A 17,571-nucleotide genomic window follows, 5' to 3' on the forward strand; every position below is an offset into this window, starting at 1 on the left:
GCGCCGGTTGCTACCATCCGGGTATGACAACAGCGACGCCGGATAGCGGCTTCTTGGACGGCCAGTTTCTAATCGCGATGCCGACGATGGGCGACAAGCGGTTCGAAAGGACGGTCATCTATCTCTGCGCGCACTCTGATCAGGGCGCGATGGGGATCGTCATCAACAAGCTCGCGCCTGAAATCAATTTTCGCGATCTCCTTGCCCAGCTCGAAATCGGGCATGAAGAGGACGTGGTGGTGGGCGATCCGCGCCATCTCGACGAGATCCGCGTGCATCGCGGCGGTCCCGTCGAAACGGGCCGCGGCTTCGTCCTGCATTCCTGCGATTTTTTCCTCGAAGAAGCGACGCTGCCGATTTCCGACGAAGTCTGCCTGACCGCGACGCTCGATGTGCTGCGGGCAATTGCAGACGGAGAGGGGCCTGCCGAGGCGCTTCTGGCGCTTGGCTATGCAGGCTGGGCGCCGGGACAGCTCGAGCTCGAGATCCAGGCGAATGGCTGGCTGAACGGCCCCGCCGACAGGGCGATCCTCTTCGATGCCGATCTGGAGACGAAATACGATCGCGCTTTGTCGAAGATCGGCGTTGCCCAGGACCGGCTGTCGTCCCTCTCAGGCCACGCCTGATCTCTTTTTAAGCGGAACGCGCCAGCGATTGCTCCGGCTGCTGGCTGCGGCGTGCCATCTGGTTCGCCATCTGCGACGACATCGGCCGTCCGTAGAGATATCCCTGCACGTATTCGCAACCGAGCTGCATGAGCTCCAGCGTATCGGATTCCGTCTCCGCCCCCTCCGCCACGACATCCATGCCGAGATCATGCGCGAGCGTGATGATCGAACGCAGAATGACGGGGCGCGCCGTGGAGCCGTTGTTGGCGACGAAGGACCGGTCGACCTTGATGGTGTCAAAGGGAAAGCGCTGCAGGTAGGAGAGCGCCGAATAGCCTGTGCCGAAATCGTCGAGGGCCAGGCTGGCGCCGAGATTGCGGATTTCCTCAAGCATCTTGGCGGCGAATTCGGGGTTCTGCATCACCAGCGATTCGGTGATTTCGAGCTTCAGCGTTTCCGGCGCGACGCCGCTTCGTGCGAGCACCGCCTTGACGTCGTTGATGAGGTCGTAGCGTAGGAGCTGCTGACTTGAGACGTTGACGGAGACGAAAAGCGGCGGACCTTCGCGCAGGACTGTCTGCCAGAGAGCCAGATCGCGCGCCGCGCGCTCCAGCGTGAAGAGACCGAGCTGAACGATGAGACCGCTTTCTTCCGCGACCGGAATGAATTCGCTCGGTGGCACCGAGCCGCGGCGCGGATGCTCCCAGCGCACCAAGGCTTCAAAGCCGGCGATCGTGTTGTCGGAAAGCCGGATGATCGGCTGATAGACGAGCTCGATCTCGCCGCCTTCGAGGGCCGCGGCAAGGTCGGACTGCAGATCGTCGCTGTCGCGCCGCACGATTTCGCCCGGCCGGTAAAGGGAGGTGCGGTCGCCGCCCTGGCGCTTGGCATGGAAGCTTGCCGTCTCCGCATCCTTCAGAGTTTCGGCAGTCGCCGCGCCCTTCGTGGCAATCGCCACGCCGGCCGAAGCGGTGACGCGAATGTCCTGATCGCCGATTGGGATCGCCGCGCGCACGGCGATGCGCAGGGAATCGGCGAATTCCTGCACCACATCCACTTCGCCCGGCGCCCCGAGCAGGATTGCGAAACCGTCGCCGCCGATACGGGCGAGCGTGTCGGCCGGCGACAAAAGCCGGGAGAGGCGGCGGGCGATGGCGAGAAGCACCGAATCCCCGACGGAGATGCCGTTCTCGTCGTTGATGCGCTGGAAGCCGTCGAGGTCGAGATAGATGACCGACGGCATGACTGTTGCCGCGGCTTCCGCGCGCAGGAGCGCCTGTTCGAGCCGGTCGAGGAACAATTGCCGGTTGGGCAGGCCGGTGAGGTTGTCGAAGATCGCGTCGTGCAGGAGACGGTCCTCGGCGGTGCGCGATTCCGTGACGTCCGCCAGCGTGCCGGAACAGCGCATCACCTCGCCGTCGGCACCGACGATCGGGCGTGCCTTGAGATGGAACCACAGGAAACGCCCGTCTGCGGCGCGCATGCGGAAGATCTGATTGATGCGTCCGCGGCGCTGCACGATCACGGCGTCGAGCACGGCGCGGAAGCGGTCGCGATCGGTCGGATGCAGCGTGCCGAGCCAGTTGCGCGCCGGCCCTTCGAGAGCCCCGCGCTTCAACCCGAGCACGGTTTCGATTTCGTGGCCGATCTCGATGCGATCCCGCGCCACGTCCCAGTCCCAGATGGCGTGCCCGGCGCCGACGAGGGCCAGCGCCTTCTGCTCCGCATCGCTGACGATGCCCTGGGCAAGGCCGCCGCCGGCAAAGGCGTGCTGCATGATGGTGAAGGCGACCAGCATGACGAGGAGAACAAGGCCGCCGGCAAGGGCGGGCTGGATCGACGGATTGTCGATGCGTCCCGAAACGGCGAGCCAGGCCATGGCAAGCCAGAAGACGAGGATCGTCCAGGACGGCACCAGCATGATGGCGCGGTCGAAGCCCCGGAAGGCCAGATAGACGATGACGGCGAGCCCGAGCATCACCGTGATCGGCAGCGAGATGCGGGCAATGCCGGCAGCCGTCGTCGGATCGATGAGGATGATGCCGAAGAGGGCCGTCAGAACGACGAGCCAGATGCCGGTGAGATGCGCGTAGCGAATGTGCCAGCGGTGCAGGTGCAGATAGGTCGCGAGGAAGACCGTCAGCGCCAAAGACAGGAGCACTTCCGTGGCCGCGCGCCAAGCCTGCAGCGCTTCCGGCCCGAGCCCGAAAACCTTGCCGATGATGCCGAAATCGATGGCGATATAGCCGAAGACGGCCCAGGCCAGGATCGCCGATGCGGGGAACATTGCCGTGCCGCGAACGACGAAGAGGACGGTGAGGAAGAGCGCAAGCAGCGCCGAAATGCCGAGGACGATGCCGCGGTAGAGCGTGAAGGAATTGACGCTCTCCTCATAGGCTTCCGGCTGCCAGAGATGCAGTTCCGTGAGTTTGGGCGAGGAGAGCTGCGCGATGTACGTGACGATGGCGCCGGGATCGAGCGTGATGCGGAAGACATCGGAGCCCGGCTCGTCGAGATGTTCCGGTGCGAAACCTTCCGACGGCGTGACGGCGACGATCCGCACCGAGCCCAGGTCGGGGGTCAGAACACCGGAGCCGACCAGCCGGTAATGCGGGGCGACGAGGAGGCGGTCGATCTGCTCGTCGGAGGTGTTGGCGAGCGCGAAGACGACCCAGTCGGAGCTGCCGCCGTCGTTTTGTGCCCGCACCTCGATGCGGCGGACGATGCCGTCGGCGCCGGCCGCGGTCGAAACCTGCAAGCGGTCCGTATCGCTGGAATAACGTTCGACCGCGTCGGTGAGATCGAGGGTTGCGGCTCCGAGCGGCACCTCGATGGCTTCAAGCGCCGCAGCTGGCCGCACGAGCACGAAAAAGGCCGCCAGGACGAGCAGAATCCTCAGTGGGAAAGGCGATACGCGCAAGCCCTCAAGCCTCATCTTTTCCGGCAAATCGACGTCATCGTCTAACCCTCGTCTGGCTTGCACACAACCTTTGGCCGACAAGGGGTGGTGTTCATCCCCGGCCGGATCAGTCCTCGGCGAGCCGTGCAAAGCGGATATGGTCCTGCCAGCGCCCGGCGATGCAGACGAGACCGCGGGCAAGACCTTCTCTCTGGAAACCGCATCTTTCCAGGAGCGTGATCGACGCCCGGTTGTGCGGCAGGCAGGCTGCCTCGAGCCGGTGCAGACGCAGCGGACCGAAGGCGTAGGGAATAATCGCCCGCAAAGCGGCGCTCATATGGCCCTGGCCCGCAAAAGGTTCGCCCATCCAATATCCTATCGTCGCCGACTGGGTCATGCCGCGCGTGACGTTGGACAGGGTGAGGCCGCCGACGAGGACGTTCCCCGACATCCGGAAGATGAAGAAGGGATAGGCCAGATCGTCCCGGATCTCGTTGCGGTATCGCCGGATGCGCCGCCGAAACGACATGCGCGTGAGATCGTCGGAAGGCCAGATCGGCTCCCATGGCGCCAGGAAGGCGCGGCTTTCTTCCCGCAAGGCCGCCCATTCCGCGAAGTCGGCGAATTGTGGCGCACGCAACAACACGCCCTCACCGGTGAGGCTCGGCCCGACTTCGGCGGATGAGACGGAGCGCAGGAACGCCATGGTCGTCGGCCGTTACACCATGCTGCCGCGCAGACGCTTGGTCATGCTCCCGGCATCGGGAAGGTTGCCCACCGGTCCGATCGCAGCGAGCGTCAGCGGCGAGGCCAGCGCATCCTTCGCCATTTCGGCGATGTCGTTCGAGGTGACGCTTTCGAGATCGGCGAGAAGCTCGTCGAGGGCGAGCGGGCGACCGAGGATCATGATCTGGCGGGCGAGCTGGCCGGCACGCGCCGCCGGGCTTTCGAGCGCCATCAGGAGGCCCGCCTTGATCTGGGCGCGACCGCGGGAGATCTCCTCCTCGTTCACGCCGTCGGTGATCCTCAAAAGCTCGTCGAGAATGAGGGCCGAGGCCGCCTTGACGTCCCCCTTCGAGGTGGCGCTGTGAATGCCGAGGACGCCGCTGTCGGCGAAAGCCCAGTGAAAGGCCGAGATCGAATAGCACAAGCCTTCTTCCTCGCGCACACGCTGGAAGAGCCTGGAGGCCATGCCGTCGCCGAGGATGGTGCCGAGCATGCGCGCCGCGAAATAGCGGTCGGAACGCCGCGACGGGGCTTCGAAGCCGAAAATGATCTGCGCTTCCTGCAGACGCCGCTTTTGCCGATGGTCGCCGCCGAGATAGCGCGCCGGCGCAAGCTCGCCGTTGCCGTTCTTTTCGACGTCGCCGAACTTCTCTTTGGCGAGCGCCACCACCTCGTCGTGTTCGATGCCGCCGGCGGCCGCAAGAACCAAGGCGTCGCCGCGGTAATGACGGGCGAGATAGGCTTTGAGGTCGTCCGGGGTGATCCGCGTGATCGAGGCTTCCTCGCCGAGGATGGTGCGTCCGATCGGCTGATCGGGATAGGCCGCGGCCTGGAAGTAATCGAAAACGAGATCGTCGGGCGTATCCATCACCGCGCCGATCTCCTGCAGGATCACGTGACGCTCGCGCGCCAGTTCCACAGGATCGAAGGTGGAATGGATGACGATGTCGGAGAGGACGTCGATGGCGAGCGGCAGATCCTCGTTGAGAACCCGCGCGTAATAGGCCGTGTGATCGATCGACGTTGCGGCGTTGATCTCGCCGCCGACGGCTTCGATCGCCTCGGCGATGTCGCGTGCGCTCCGCCGCGTCGTCCCCTTGAAGGCCATATGCTCCAGAAGGTGCGAGATGCCGTGCTCGGCCTCGCTTTCCGAGCGTGTGCCGGCATTGACCCAAACGCCGATCGCGGCCGTCTTGAGATGCGGCATGGTTTCGGTGACGACCGTGAGGCCGTTTTCAAGTTTGCTGAGCTGCATGATTATAACGCCTCGACCTGCGCGGCGCGCGAGCGAGATCGTATCTGTCGTTCCACCGCTTCCAATTCTGCCGGCACCACCGTGAAGTGCTCCTTACGCTCCATCAGGCCGGCGAGCCGCTCCGGCAGTGCCGGGCGGATGCCGCTGGCCTTTTCCACCGCATCGGGAAATTTCGCCGGATGGGCGGTGGCGAGCGTCACCATTGGCGAGGACGGCCGCAGATGGCGCTCGGCGACGCTGACGGCGACCGCCGTATGCGGGTCGATGACGAGCCCGGTCTGAGCGTGGACGCGGCGAATGGTGGCCGCCGTTTCCGCTTCGTCGGTCCGTCCTGACGCAAAATCCGTCTTGATGGCGCTCAGACTTTTCTCCTCCAGCGTGAACGATCCGGATTGCTTCAAGCCGTTCATATGCCGCCGTGTCGCCGTGTCGTCGCGCCCTTCGGCGGAGAAGAGAAGACGCTCGAAATTCGAGGAAACCTGAATGTCCATCGACGGGGATGCCGTCGGCACCACCTCGCCCACTTCATAGCGGCCGCTTTCGAGCGTGCGGTGCAGGATGTCGTTGACGTTGGTCGCGATGACAAGCTTGTCGATCGGCAGGCCCATTTGCGCGGCGACGTAGCCTGCAAAAATATTGCCGAAATTGCCGGTCGGCACAGTGAAAGAGACTTTTCGGGCCGGCGCGCCGAGCGCCGTGGCGGCGACGAAATAGTAGACGGTCTGGGCGGCGATGCGGCCCCAATTGATGGAGTTGACGCCCGACAGCGACACCTCTTCGCGGAAGCCCTTGTCGGCGAACATGGCTTTGACGAGGGCCTGGGCATCGTCGAAATGGCCCTTGATGGCGATCGCCTGAACGTTGTCCTCCGACAGGGTCGTCATCTGCCGTCGCTGCACCTCGGAAACGCGCCCTTCGGGGAAGAGAACGGCGACATCGACGCGGGCGCGTCCGCGAAAAGCCTCGACGGCCGCGCCGCCCGTATCGCCCGAGGTGGCGCCGACGACGGTCGCCCGCTCACCACGTTCGGCCAGGATATCGTCCATCAGGGCGGCGAGAAACTGCATCGCCACGTCCTTGAAGGCGAGGGTGGGGCCGTGGAAGAGCTCCAGAAGGAAATGGTTGGGCGCGATCTGGACGAGCGGCGTGACCGCCGGGTGCGGAAAACTGCGATAGGCGTCCGCGATGAGAGACTTGAGCTTGGCCTCGCCGATCTCGTCGCCGACGAAACGACGCATGACGGCAAGGGCGATCTCCTGATAGGGGCGCCCCGCAAAGGCTGCGATCTCTGAGGGGGAGAAGGCCGGCCATTCTTCCGGCACGTAGAGGCCGCCATCAGAGGCGAGCCCGGTCAAAACGACGTCACGAAAGCCTAGAGCCGGAGCCTGGCCGCGCGTGGATACATAACGCAAAAGCGTCTCCTCGTTTCCCGACCGAAGTCGGGCACATCATCTCGAACGGCCTTTTTGAGCCATCAAGCCCTTTGCCGCAAGCAGCCGGTGCCCTAAAGCCTCAGGGCATGCTAGTTATATTCGATTGCGACGGCGTCCTGGTCGATTCTGAGATCATCGCCTCGCGCGTCACGGCCCGCCTTCTCGGCGAAGCCGGGATGGAAATCACCCCAGAAGAGGTTTCGCTGCGTTTCGCAGGCCTGACCGCAGATCAGATCTTCGCCGAGGCGGAGGCTGAGCTCGGCAAGAACCTGCCCGACACCATCCGGGCACGTTCGGAAAGTGAACTCGACAACGCCCTGGAGACGGAACTGCAAATGGTCCCGGGGGCGCACGAAATGCTCGACCGGCTCGATGCCGCGCGCTGCATCTGCTCCAATTCGACGTCTGAACGCCTGGAGATGGAGCTTCGCCGCACCGAGCTCTATGACCGCTTTCGCCCGTACATCTATTCGGCGGTCGAGGTGCGCCAGCACCGGCAGAAGCCGGCCCCGGACGTGTTTTTGCACGCAGCCGAGGAGTTCAGCGTCGAACCGGCGGACGTGCTCGTCATCGAGGATTCGGTCCATGGCGTCAGCGGAGCGGTCGCCGCCGGCATGCGCGTGATCGGTTTCACCGGCGCGTCGCACACCTGGCCGGGTCATGCCGAAGCGCTGATGGATGCGGGTGCGACGACGGTGGTCAACCGGCTCCGCGATGTGCCGGCGACGGTTGAAGCGCTCGCAGATTGGAGCCTCGTTTAAGGGCTCTCACATCCGGAGTGTCGTGGTGGCGCAGCCCCTCGTTCTGACGCTGAAACTCGATGATGCCACGTTCGCGCGCCTCGACGCGTTGCGGCGTGCGCATTATCCGCCGGAGCGCAATCAGGTTCCCGCGCATCTGACGCTGTTTCACGCTCTGCCGGGCGAGCGCAAGAGCCTTCTGCGTCCAGTGCTCGAGGAGGCAGCACGGCGACAGCGGAAGATCCCGCTCGCCTTCAAAGGGGTGAAATCCCTCGGCGGCGGCGTTGCGCTTGCCGTCGAAGCGCCGGCCTTGTCGGCGCTGCGGCGCGATCTCGCCGATGAATTTGCGCCCTTCCTGACGGCTCAGGACAGTGCCGGCTTCCGCCCGCATGTCACTCTGCAGAACAAGGTCACGACGGCGGAGGCGGAAACCTTGCGCCGCGAGTTGAACATTGCGCTGCGGCCCTTCGAAGGTCGCGGCGAGGGGCTCATCCTGTGGCGCTATCTCGGCGGGCCGTGGCAGCGCGAGGCCATCTTTCCGTTTCGAGGTTAGGTCGGGCTCCGGCCGGAAACGGGCGATGCGAAAAGCCCCCGGCCAAAGACCGGGGGCAGGATCATTCGTCAGCGTTTGCGGCGATCAGTTGTATGGGCTGTCGCAGCGATGCTTCCGTCCGTCATAGCCCGTATACGTATCCGTCCGCGGATTGTAGGAGCGATAGTGATCGTTGCACCAGGCGACGTGCGAACGCGCATTGGCGTTGCCGCTATTGCCCATCTTGCTGCCGATAATGGCGCCGACAGCGGCAGCAGCCCACCACGGCGTCGAGTAGTAATAGCCGTCATGGTAATGGGTGTAGCCGGGACGGCGGTGCCGGTAGCGCGGGCCGTGCCGGCGTTTGTCCCAATGGCGCCGGTCGTGGCGCCGGTCGACGCGGTGATGCCGCCTATCGTGCCGGTCCCAACGGTGGTCGCGGCGATCCCACTGCACTTGCTGGATCTGGCTTGAACTCTGATCGGCGATGACGAGGCTCGGAAGCGCCGGTGCTGCGGTCGCGATTGGCGCGGCCGTGAGCACAAACGTTGCCGCAACGATCGCGCATGTCGCGCGAAGGCTCCTCTTAAACATCCAATTTCTCCTGGCTTATGGGAAAGCCCCCTTCGCGAGCGGAAATCTCGATGTCTGTGAATTTGTTCCTTCGCCGCCGTCATTTTTGCAGGCAAGTCAGGCAGATGCCAGAGTTTGCGCGATTTTGGAAACGAGGCCGGCCCTAAACCTCGCGGCAGGTTCGTTCCGGGTCATGAGTCCGGTGTAGCTCCCAAAGCCGCGCCTATTCTGACGCGATGATCACCTCGGCCTCGGCTTTGGCCTTCTCGCTCGGCTCCACATGAATGGCGATGTGGATGTCGCCGAGCCTGTGCCGGAGCCCGTCTTCGATCGCATCGCAGATCTTATGCGCTTCAGCGACCGTCATGGCGCGCGGAACGACGAGATGAAACTCCAGGAACGTCCGCTGGCCCGCGACGCGCGTGCGCAGGTCATGGGCCTGCAGCGAGCCCGCTCCGTGTTCCTGGATGAGCTCCTGGATCTCGGCGCGGATTTCGGCAGGAGCGGCTTCGTCCATGAGGCCGCCGACGGAGCCGCGGACGAGATGCCAGCCCGACCACAAGACATTGATCGCGACCAGCGCGGCGAGAAGCGGATCGAGAATGAGATAGCCGGTGAGGCCAGCCGCCAGCACGCCGCCGATGACGCCGACGGAGGTCGCCACATCGGCGAACAGGTGCTTCGCATCCGCGATGAGGGCGGGGGAGCGGAAATGGCGGCCCTGGCGCAAAAGATGCGCCGCCCAGGCGGCGTTGAGGACGCCGGCGAGAGCGTTGACGGCAAGTCCGATCCCGAGATCGTCGAGGACGCGAGGACCGAAAAGAGCCTGCCACGCCTCATTCAGGATGACGAGAGCTGCGCCGATGATGAGGATGCCTTCGGCGACGGCTGAAAAGTACTCCGCCTTATGGTGCCCGAAAGGGTGTCCCGCATCGGGTGGGCGCGCGGCCTGCCGCAGCGCGATGAAGGCTCCGGCGGCCGCGGCGAGGTTTACGAGGCTCTCGAGCGCATCGGAAAAGAGGGCGACGGAGCCCGTCAGCTTCCAGGCGAGAAGCTTTAGCGCAATCCCGGCCAATGCGACGACAATGGAGCCGAGCGCATAGGTCGCCGGTGCAGCCTTCGGCGCAGTCTGCGGCGATGTGTTTGGCACTGCTCGAACCTATTGCCGGCGAAGGCGCTCGAGTAGGGCGCGCGTCGGATAGCCGTCCGCGGGGAGGCCGAAGGCAAGCTGGGCCGCACGCACGCCTGCGCGCGTCTTCTGGCCGAGCCGCCCGTCCGGCGGCCCCGCGTCATAGCCCAGGCGATTGAGACGCGTCTGCACTTCGAGGAGCTCCTTTGAGGACAGCATAGCGGCCGGATTTCCCCGCCGCATCGGCGGTGCTCCGGCGAGGCGCGTGGCGAAATAGGCGGCCGCCAGCGAATAATTCGAGGAATTGTTCCATTCCCAGAAAATGTCGAAGTTCCGATAGGCGAGAAATGCCGGCCCGTCACGCCCCATCGGCAAAACAAGGGCTGCATCCACACGATCTGCGGGCAGGCGATCGCCACCACGGCGCCTCACCCCGTCTCGCGCCCAGTCTGCGCGGCTGCGGTAACGGCCCCGTCCCGCCTCGTCCCAGGGGACGTTCGGGCCGACCTCCACCTCCTCGATCCAGGGTGCGTTGGCGCGCCAGCCGAGATGGCGCAGAAACTTCGCCGCCGAGGCGAGCGCGTCGGGCACACTCTTGACGAGATCGCGGCGTCCGTCGCCGTCATAATCGACGCCGAACTTCAGATAGTTCGAGGGCGTGAATTGCACCTGTCCGATCTCTCCCGCCCACGCTCCGCGCATTTCCTCCGGCGTCAGGTCGCCGCGTTCGAGAAGCACGAGGGCTGCGAAGAGTTCTTCACGAAAAAGCTCCGAACGGCGGCAATCATAGGCGAGGGTGGCGAGCGAACGGAGCGAGGAGAACTCGCCCATATAGCCGCCGAAATCCGTCTCAAGGCCCCAGAAGGCTGCAAGCACAGGGCCCTGCACACCGAAATCGCGTTCGATCGCCGCAAAGGTCGAGGCATAGCGATCGAGCATGGCGCGCCCGCGCGACAGCCGGTTCTGCGAGATGAGGCGGTCGGCGAAATCCGTGAAACTCAAGGAAAGGCTCGGCTGGCCACGGTCGCGTGACAGGACTTTGCTGTCGGGGCTCAGCCCCTGGAGCTGCGCAAGGCTTCGCCGCGTCAGTCCCTTCCTGGCGCCCTCCGCGGCGAAGTCCGCGAGCCAGGCATCAAAACTCTGTCCGTTTCGGCAGGAGGTGTCGGCTGCGCTCTCTTCGGCAGAGAAAACGAGGCAGAGACAGATCAGGAGCGCCAGCGGGAGGACCCGACGCGGTGCGCGGCCGCCGCGGGCGGCTGTGAGGATCGAGAGATTTCGCATGGCGCGATGAGATCATGTCCCTTGTGAAACGGAAACCCCTTCCTGCGGGCAACCGTAAGGCCACCGACGCGTTCCCATTCCACGAACCGTGCGGCAGGCGCTGCCGCTCACCCGAACAAGGAGAATGCTATGCCGAACGCTCTTTCCCGCAGCTACGCCGAACTCCGCGATACGCTCGGAAAACTCCAGGACAATCTCGAAGAGCGAGGACGTTCGGTCGCCGATACGGGCCATGACGTCACGCGCCGAGCGCGCCGTGCCAATCCGTGGCGACGCCCCGAACCGAATTGGTATGATCGACCCGCGCAATGGTATCATCACGGCACCGATTACGTGCGGGAGCGCCCGGGCGTTGCCGGGCTCGTCGCAGCCGGCGCGGCGCTCGTCCTCGTCGGCGGTGCGATCTACGCCGCGCGCCGCACGAGCCTTTACATCGAAGAGCCCGATTACGACGTCGTCGATCACAAGAGCGAGTTCGAGGTTCGTGAATATGGCAAGCAGGTGGTAGCGGAGGCCCACGCCACGGGGCGCCGCGACCAGGCCTTGAAGGCCGGCTTCCACAAGCTCGCCGATTACATTTTCGCCCGCCAGCGGCCGGGTAAGAAGATCGCCATGACCGCCCCCGTCGTGCAGGCACCGGTGGTCGGCGAGAATGGCCGGCGGCGCGGCTGGGCCGTGCGCTTCATTATGCCGGCGAAATGGAATTTGGCGGATCTGCCGAAGCCGGCGCAGGACGATGTGGTCTTGAAGGAGATGTCGCCGCGTCGCGTGGCCGCCGTCAGGTTCTCCGGCCAGATGAACGATCGGCTGGCGCTGGAGAATTTGGAGGCCCTTCGCCTCTTCATCGAAGATCACGGTTTGAAGGCGATCGGTGAGCCGATCTACGCCTATTACAATCCGCCGATGACTCCGGGCTTCATGCGCCGCAACGAGATCATGGTGGAGGTCAGCGAGGCGTGAGGACGGACCTCTCCCGAGGGGCTCGTAGCGAGCCCCCGTCCGGGGAACGAGCGGGGTCCGGCAAGGCCGGGCCCGCTTTGATCTTGGGGGCGGCGCTTGTGGGTCTCAGCCTCGGCGCCTATGCAATCGAGCGCATCGTCCCGCGGCGTCCGGTGCTGCGCGGGCGCGCCATTTACCGCGACGGCGATTATGAAATTCGCGACTATTCGGCTTTTCACGCCTTGGAGATGTCTCTCTACGGTGGTCGCGAAGACGCGCTTCAGCGGGCCTTCGAACGTCTGAGCGCGGTGGATGGAGACGGGCAGGGGCGGGCCGCGCTTCTCGATCCCGTGATGCAATCCCTGCGTTCAAACGGAGCCGATGGGGACGGTGCCGATTTCGCCCATGGGCGCTGGTCCGTCCGTCTGCCTCTCATTGCGGCACGGGGAGCTGATTGTGGCTTCGAAAGCGCCGATCCGCGCCTGCGGGTCATCTCGGTGCCGGCGCAGCGCGTCGCCGTTCTTCGTTTCTCTTCGACGGAGCCCGCTGCCTTCGGCATCAATCGCGTGATGCTGGAAGATTTCGTGGAGGATGAAGGACTTGAAGCCGAGGGGGCGGTTTTCTACGCCTATTACGGGCTTTCTCGCGCCCTTCCTTTCGGCCGTCAGCACGAGGTCATTCTCCCTATTTCCACCTGAGCCGGGGGCACATTGCCCCAAAATCCGGATTCGTGAGCCTTGTCCGAAGCTTAAGCCCGTCCGGAAATCTCCCCATCCGTTCCGCATTGTCGCCCAACTTCTCCGCGAAGCGCGTCTCCGGGAAGAGAGCGGGGCTTTGACCCCGCCCATGCGGCAAAGGGAAAATGATGGGATATATCGGGCGCGCCTTCGAAGGCGCGGCACGGGGTGCGGCTGCGCTTCTGTTTGGTGCAACGCTGCTCGCCGCGGGCCATGCGCATGCGGCGGAGATTTACGAGGGCCCGTTGCCTCAACCGAGGCCGGTTTCGGTGGGCCCTGCGGGCAAGCATGCGGATGCGTCGGAGATGCCGTCAAAGGCGGCGAGCGAATGTCTCGCCAAGGCGCTCTATTTCGAAGCGCGTGGCGAGACCGCCAAGGGACAGCTCGCGGTGGGGCGTGTGATCCTCAACCGGGTCAAGGACAAGCATTATCCCGACACGATCTGTGGCGTGGTCTTTCAGAACGCCGAGAAGCGCAATCGCTGCCAATTCTCTTTCGCCTGTGACGGCAAGCCCGATCTTGTCGCCGACAAGGAGAGCTGGCGCGAGGTCCGGCGTCGCGCCAAATGGTTGTTGGCGTGCAGGAAGGGCTGCGGCTCCAAGGGCCTCTGGAAAGGGCCTCTCTGGCAGTCCACGCACTATCACGCAGATTACGTGGCACCCGGCTGGGCGAACCGGCTGAAGCAGACCGGCCAGATCGGCACGCATCTGTTCTATCTGGAGGCGCGGGCCTGAGGCGCGATCAGGGGTAGAGCCGTTGCTTCTGCCAGCCGTTCTCGTGCGGGGTGAACCGAATCCGGTCGTGCAGACGGAAAGCGCCATTATTCCAGAACTCGATCTGGACGGGCACCAGCCGAAAGCCGCTCCAGAAGGGGGGCCGCGGCACCTTGCCGGTGCCGAAGCGGGCGGTCTCGGTCGCCACGGCCTTTTCCAGCGCAAAGCGGCTTTCGAGCGGGCGCGACTGGCGGCTTGCCCAGGCACCGATCCGGCTCATGCGGGGCCGGCTGTCATAATAGGCGTCGGCCTCTTCGTCGGACACGGCCTCGACATTGCCGCGGATGCGGATTTGACGGGCGAGCGACTTCCAGTGGAAACACATCGCCGCCTTGGGATTGGCCGCGAGCTGTTCGCCCTTGCGGCTTTCAAGGTTGGTGTAGAACACGAAACCGCGCTCGTCCCAGCTCTTCAGAAGCACCATTCGCACATCCGGCAGCCCCGTCTCGTCGGCGGTTGCCACGGCGACGGCATTGGGATCGCTCGGCTCCGAAGCGGTCGCCTCGCGCATCCAATCTCCGAAGAGGGAAAAGGGATCGCCGTAGGCGGTAAAGTCACCGCTTGTTAACTCTGAGGGGGCATCTTTTCGCGGAAGAGTCATTTTGGTGTCGGTTAATCAGTGTCGCGTATCAGCCCCTACCACGGTGAAGGCCCGCTCCTCCAGAAGCAAACGGTGCTGGCTGCCTTGCTTTCGGTCAGTCTCGCAGGATGCGGCTCCATTACGATACCCTTCGGCGGTCGCGCCGATGAAAGCCCAGCGATCACCACCGGTTCGATCGGACCTGCCGTCGTCGTGCAGGAGCCGCTGCCGGAGGCGTTGTCTTATTCCGATGCTGCACGAATTGGCCAGACGGCCGGGATCGCCGGCATCGACACCCTGCCGAAGGACGGCATCGACTGGATCAACGAGGTCACCGGTTCGGCCGGCAAGGTGCGGCCGCTGTCGCATATCCAGCAAAACGCCACCCGCACCTGTCGCGACATCGAAGCCACGGTGACGAGCGTCGGCGGGGTCCACCGATTCGGCGGCACATTGTGCAAGGACCAGACAAGCGGCGTCGTGCAAATGGAGGCTCTCGCGACCGAGCCGAGTTAGGCGTGCGGGCGACAGTGGCATTTTCAACGTGCCGTTCCCATATTTTGGCCGTACGTTATGCCAAATCGGGAAAGGAGATCCATGCGCGACCCCTATGATGTCTTGGGTCTGTCACGCACGGCGAGCGCCGCCGAGATCAAGCGCGCCTACCGCAAGCTGGCCAAGGCCAACCATCCGGACCACAACGCTGGCGATCCGACGTCGGCCGAGAGGTTCGCCGAGGTCAATGCCGCTTACGAGATCCTAGGGGACAAGGACAAGCGTGAGAAGTTCGACCGCGGCGAGATCGATGCCGAGGGCAAGCCTCGCTTTGCCGGCTTCGAGGGTTTTGCCGGCGGTGGTGCGCAAAATGCTGACTTCGACCCACGCAGTTTTTCCGATATCTTTTCAAGCTTCGGCCGGGGCGGCGGCGGCGGACGTGCGCGCAGCTTCCGGTTTTCCAGCGGAGGCCGCGGGCCTCGCGCCACGCATACGGGCGGGATGGATGAGGAAGACGTGCTGAATTCCATCTTCGGCGCCTTCGGTGGTGCGCAGGGGGCCGGCCCCCAGGCTGGCGCGGGACGGCGGGCAGGCGCTTCGGCGCAGCCGCCGAAAGGCACCGACCTGAAGGCTGAAGTCGCTGTGACGCTGGAAGACCTTGTGGCCGGGAAGAAGCCCACCGTGACGCTGCCCGACGGGCGCGACGTGGCGCTGACCTTGCCGAAAGGCGTGAAGGACGGTCAGGTGATCCGCCTCCGCGGCCAGGGCTATGCCTCTCCGCAGGGCGGGCCTACGGGCGATGCGCGGATCACCGTGCGTTTCGTGCCGCATCCGCGCTTCAAGGTGGACGGCTCAGATCTCAGGACGGACGTCGCCGTTTCGCTGGAGGATGCCGTCCTCGGCGGCAAGGCGACGGTTCCGACTATCGAAGGCAATGTGAGCCTGACTGTGCCGCCGCACACCAGCGGCGGGCGGGTGATGCGGCTCAAAGGCAAAGGCCTTCCGACGTCAACGGGCGGCCGTGGCGATCTTCTCGTCTCCCTCCGCATCACACTGCCGGAGACGCATGATGCGGAGTTGGAAGCGTTGATGAAGAAGTGGCGCGCGACCAAGGCGGAGCGCAAAGCCTCCGCCTGAGTCCTCTTCACGGGATCATCTGAGAGACTCAGCCGACCGGCTTCAGAGAGGCCGGCGGCTGGCTGTCCGCCGGCAGGAAGAAATCCGGCTGCAGAGCGACCGTTGGATCGACCCGGTATTGATCGAAGTCGCTGACGCCTTCGCCGGCCAGAAACGTGTCGTCGATCAGGAAATTCCCGGTGAAGTCACGTGACGGCTTCTGGAAGATGCGCCAGGCCGCGTCCGCCAGGATGTCCGGCTTGCGGGAGGCGCGCATCATCGCGTCTCCTCCGACGACGTTCTTGATGGCCGCCGTAGCGATGGTGGTGCGCGGCCACAGCGCGTTGACCGCGATCCCCTTCGGACGGAATTCGCCGGCAAAGCCCAGAACGCAAAGGCTCATGCCGTATTTCGCCAGCGAATAGGCGACATGCGGTGCGAACCATTTCTCGGTGATGTCGAGCGGCGGCGACAGCATGAGAACGTGCGGGTTCTCCGACTTTTCAAGGTAGGGCAGCGCCGTCTTGGTGACGAGGAAGCTGCCGCGCGTATTGACCTGATGCATCAGGTCGAAGCGGCGCATCTCGGTGTCGGGCGTCTTCGTCAGCTGGATGGCGGAGGCGTTGTTGACGACGATGTCGATGCCGCCGAAGGTCTCTGCCGTCTTCGCCACCGCCTCCTTGACGGCCGCCTCCTCGCGAATGTCGACTTCGAGCGGCAGCGCCTTGCCGCCGGCCTTTTCGATGGCTTCGGCGGCCGTGAAGATCGTGCCTTCGAGTTTCGGATGCGGGCGTGCCGTTTTGGCGGCGACGGCCACATTGGCACCATCGGCCGCGGCCTTGAGGGCGATGGCGAGGCCGATGCCGCGCGAGGCCCCGGTGATGAACAGCGTCTTGCCGGAAAGGCTCATGAGCAGCCGCCTTCGGTCGGAAAAATCCTGGGCATTTGTCTCTCCCTGAAGCTCTTATGAATTGAGAAAAGCGGCGAAGGCGGCCTGCGCCTCCGCGCTTTGCAGCCGCTCCGAAAAGAGAGCAGCCTCCTTGTCGATGCGCGCCATGACGTCTTCGCCATTGCCGCGCAGAAGCCGCCTTGAGGCGAGCATGGCCTGCCGAGGCTTGGCGGCGAGACGGGCTGCAGCCGCAAGAGCCGCCTCTTCGGCGGCACCGTCCGGCACCGTGCGGTTGACGAGACCGGCGATCGCCGCGTCCTCGGCGCTGAAGGACGCCCCCATGACCAGAAGCTCGAAAGCCTTCTGATGACCCATGACGCGCGGCGCAAGCAGGCTCGACGCCGCCTCCGGCACCAAAGCGAGATCGACGAAGGGCGTGCGAAACGTGCTCGGCTCCGACGCGACGACGTAGTCGCAATGCATGAGGAGCGTCGTGCCGATGCCGACGGCGAGGCCGTCGACGCCGGCAATCAGCGGCCGGTCGCTGACGGCAAGCTCTTTCAGAAAATTGAGGATGTCTTCCGCGATCCCCTGACCGCCCGACACGCGCACGAGATCGGCGATGTCGTTGCCGGCGCAGAACGTGCCCGGCTGGCCGAGAAACACGCAGGCCGCGATCTCCTCGTTTTCGGCAGCCCCGCGCAGCGCCTTTACCATCTCGTGGTACATGGCGGTCGTCAGCGCGTTCTTCTTCTGCGGCCGGTTGAGCCGAATGATGCGGATGAGACCGTTGCCCTCCGTCGGGCGGTCTTCGATGACGATGTCGCTCATAAATCCTTCCTGCTTCGCCCTGCCGGGCCGGATGT

Annotated in this window: 18 protein-coding genes; 8 read left to right on the forward strand and 10 right to left on the reverse strand. The window is 64.6% G+C overall.

Features of this window, described 5'->3' with window-relative positions; all coding sequences use genetic code 11:
• Positions 1 to 23: 23 nt before the first annotated feature.
• Complete coding sequence (locus EO094_RS11060; protein ID WP_128292355.1) at positions 24 to 626, forward strand: YqgE/AlgH family protein; 603 nt, start codon at positions 24 to 26, stop codon at positions 624 to 626.
• Positions 627 to 633: 7 nt separating this feature from the next.
• Here EO094_RS11060 and EO094_RS11065 read toward each other — a convergent pair whose 3' ends face one another.
• The 4 genes from EO094_RS11065 to thrC all read right to left on the reverse strand — a co-directional run bounded on the left by EO094_RS11065 (position 634) and on the right by thrC (position 6,900).
• The gene (locus EO094_RS11065) at positions 634 to 3,543 is read right to left on the reverse strand and encodes an EAL domain-containing protein (protein ID WP_128292356.1); all 2,910 of its coding nucleotides are present in this window, start codon (positions 3,541 to 3,543) and stop codon (positions 634 to 636) included.
• 91 nt (positions 3,544 to 3,634) lie between these two features.
• On the reverse strand, positions 3,635 to 4,213 hold the full coding sequence (locus EO094_RS11070) for a GNAT family N-acetyltransferase (protein ID WP_128292357.1): 579 nt from the start codon (positions 4,211 to 4,213) through the stop codon (positions 3,635 to 3,637).
• Positions 4,214 to 4,225: 12 nt separating this feature from the next.
• Positions 4,226 to 5,488 carry a M16 family metallopeptidase gene (locus EO094_RS11075; protein WP_246008469.1) on the reverse strand — a complete coding sequence of 421 codons (1,263 nt, stop codon included), beginning with the start codon at positions 5,486 to 5,488 and terminating at the stop codon, positions 4,226 to 4,228.
• A 2-nt stretch (positions 5,489 to 5,490) separates the two neighbouring features.
• Positions 5,491 to 6,900 (reverse strand): threonine synthase, encoded by a 1,410-nt coding sequence (thrC, locus tag EO094_RS11080; protein ID WP_128292359.1) that lies wholly within the window; start codon positions 6,898 to 6,900, stop codon positions 5,491 to 5,493.
• A 107-nt stretch (positions 6,901 to 7,007) separates the two neighbouring features.
• On the opposite strand from thrC, the gene EO094_RS11085 reads away from it, so the two are divergent.
• Both EO094_RS11085 and EO094_RS11090 read left to right on the forward strand, forming a co-directional pair.
• Positions 7,008 to 7,682 carry an HAD family hydrolase gene (locus tag EO094_RS11085; protein WP_128292360.1) on the forward strand — a complete coding sequence of 225 codons (675 nt, stop codon included), beginning with the start codon at positions 7,008 to 7,010 and terminating at the stop codon, positions 7,680 to 7,682.
• Between the two features lie 25 nt (positions 7,683 to 7,707).
• Complete coding sequence (locus tag EO094_RS11090) at positions 7,708 to 8,214, forward strand: 2'-5' RNA ligase family protein (protein ID WP_246008470.1); 507 nt, start codon at positions 7,708 to 7,710, stop codon at positions 8,212 to 8,214.
• Between the two features lie 84 nt (positions 8,215 to 8,298).
• Here EO094_RS11090 and EO094_RS11095 read toward each other — a convergent pair whose 3' ends face one another.
• The 3 genes from EO094_RS11095 to EO094_RS11105 form a co-directional block, all read right to left on the reverse strand.
• A complete protein-coding gene (locus EO094_RS11095; RefSeq protein WP_128292362.1) occupies positions 8,299 to 8,787 on the reverse strand; it encodes a BA14K family protein in 489 nt (162 codons plus the stop codon).
• Positions 8,788 to 8,989: 202 nt separating this feature from the next.
• Positions 8,990 to 9,916: a cation diffusion facilitator family transporter gene (locus tag EO094_RS11100; RefSeq protein WP_128292363.1), complete on the reverse strand. Its 927-nt coding sequence runs from the start codon at positions 9,914 to 9,916 to the stop codon at positions 8,990 to 8,992.
• Between the two features lie 9 nt (positions 9,917 to 9,925).
• Positions 9,926 to 11,176: a lytic murein transglycosylase gene (locus EO094_RS11105; RefSeq protein ID WP_128292364.1), complete on the reverse strand. Its 1,251-nt coding sequence runs from the start codon at positions 11,174 to 11,176 to the stop codon at positions 9,926 to 9,928.
• Positions 11,177 to 11,305: 129 nt separating this feature from the next.
• Here EO094_RS11105 and EO094_RS11110 point away from each other — a divergent pair, with 129 nt between their 5' ends.
• The 3 genes from EO094_RS11110 (at position 11,306) to EO094_RS11120 (ending at position 13,586) form a co-directional block, all read left to right on the forward strand.
• Complete coding sequence (locus tag EO094_RS11110; RefSeq protein ID WP_128292365.1) at positions 11,306 to 12,136, forward strand: SOUL family heme-binding protein; 831 nt, start codon at positions 11,306 to 11,308, stop codon at positions 12,134 to 12,136.
• Positions 12,137 to 12,234: 98 nt separating this feature from the next.
• Positions 12,235 to 12,813, forward strand: coding sequence for a heme-binding protein (locus tag EO094_RS11115; RefSeq protein ID WP_164879634.1), 579 nt, complete (start codon positions 12,235 to 12,237; stop codon positions 12,811 to 12,813).
• 164 nt (positions 12,814 to 12,977) lie between these two features.
• The gene (locus tag EO094_RS11120) at positions 12,978 to 13,586 is read left to right on the forward strand and encodes a cell wall hydrolase (protein WP_128292367.1); all 609 of its coding nucleotides are present in this window, start codon (positions 12,978 to 12,980) and stop codon (positions 13,584 to 13,586) included.
• Positions 13,587 to 13,593: 7 nt separating this feature from the next.
• Here the strand turns inward: EO094_RS11120 and pdxH are convergent, their stop codons facing one another.
• Positions 13,594 to 14,226 carry a pyridoxamine 5'-phosphate oxidase gene (gene pdxH / locus EO094_RS11125; RefSeq protein WP_128292368.1) on the reverse strand — a complete coding sequence of 211 codons (633 nt, stop codon included), beginning with the start codon at positions 14,224 to 14,226 and terminating at the stop codon, positions 13,594 to 13,596.
• A gap of 72 nt (positions 14,227 to 14,298) precedes the next feature.
• Here pdxH and EO094_RS11130 point away from each other — a divergent pair, with 72 nt between their 5' ends.
• Positions 14,299 to 14,721: an RT0821/Lpp0805 family surface protein gene (locus tag EO094_RS11130; RefSeq protein WP_164879635.1), complete on the forward strand. Its 423-nt coding sequence runs from the start codon at positions 14,299 to 14,301 to the stop codon at positions 14,719 to 14,721.
• 81 nt (positions 14,722 to 14,802) lie between these two features.
• Positions 14,803 to 15,837 (forward strand): DnaJ C-terminal domain-containing protein, encoded by a 1,035-nt coding sequence (locus EO094_RS11135; RefSeq protein ID WP_128292370.1) that lies wholly within the window; start codon positions 14,803 to 14,805, stop codon positions 15,835 to 15,837.
• A 28-nt stretch (positions 15,838 to 15,865) separates the two neighbouring features.
• Here the strand turns inward: EO094_RS11135 and EO094_RS11140 are convergent, their stop codons facing one another.
• Entirely contained in the window at positions 15,866 to 16,726 is an 861-nt protein-coding gene (locus tag EO094_RS11140) for an SDR family oxidoreductase (RefSeq protein WP_128292371.1), read from the reverse strand.
• Positions 16,727 to 16,780: 54 nt separating this feature from the next.
• A complete protein-coding gene (locus EO094_RS11145) occupies positions 16,781 to 17,536 on the reverse strand; it encodes a crotonase/enoyl-CoA hydratase family protein (protein ID WP_128292372.1) in 756 nt (251 codons plus the stop codon).
• Positions 17,537 to 17,571: the final 35 nt, after the last annotated feature.

This window comes from Afifella aestuarii, assembly GCF_004023665.1.
In the GTDB taxonomy this organism is placed as follows: domain Bacteria; phylum Pseudomonadota; class Alphaproteobacteria; order Rhizobiales; family Afifellaceae; genus Afifella; species Afifella aestuarii.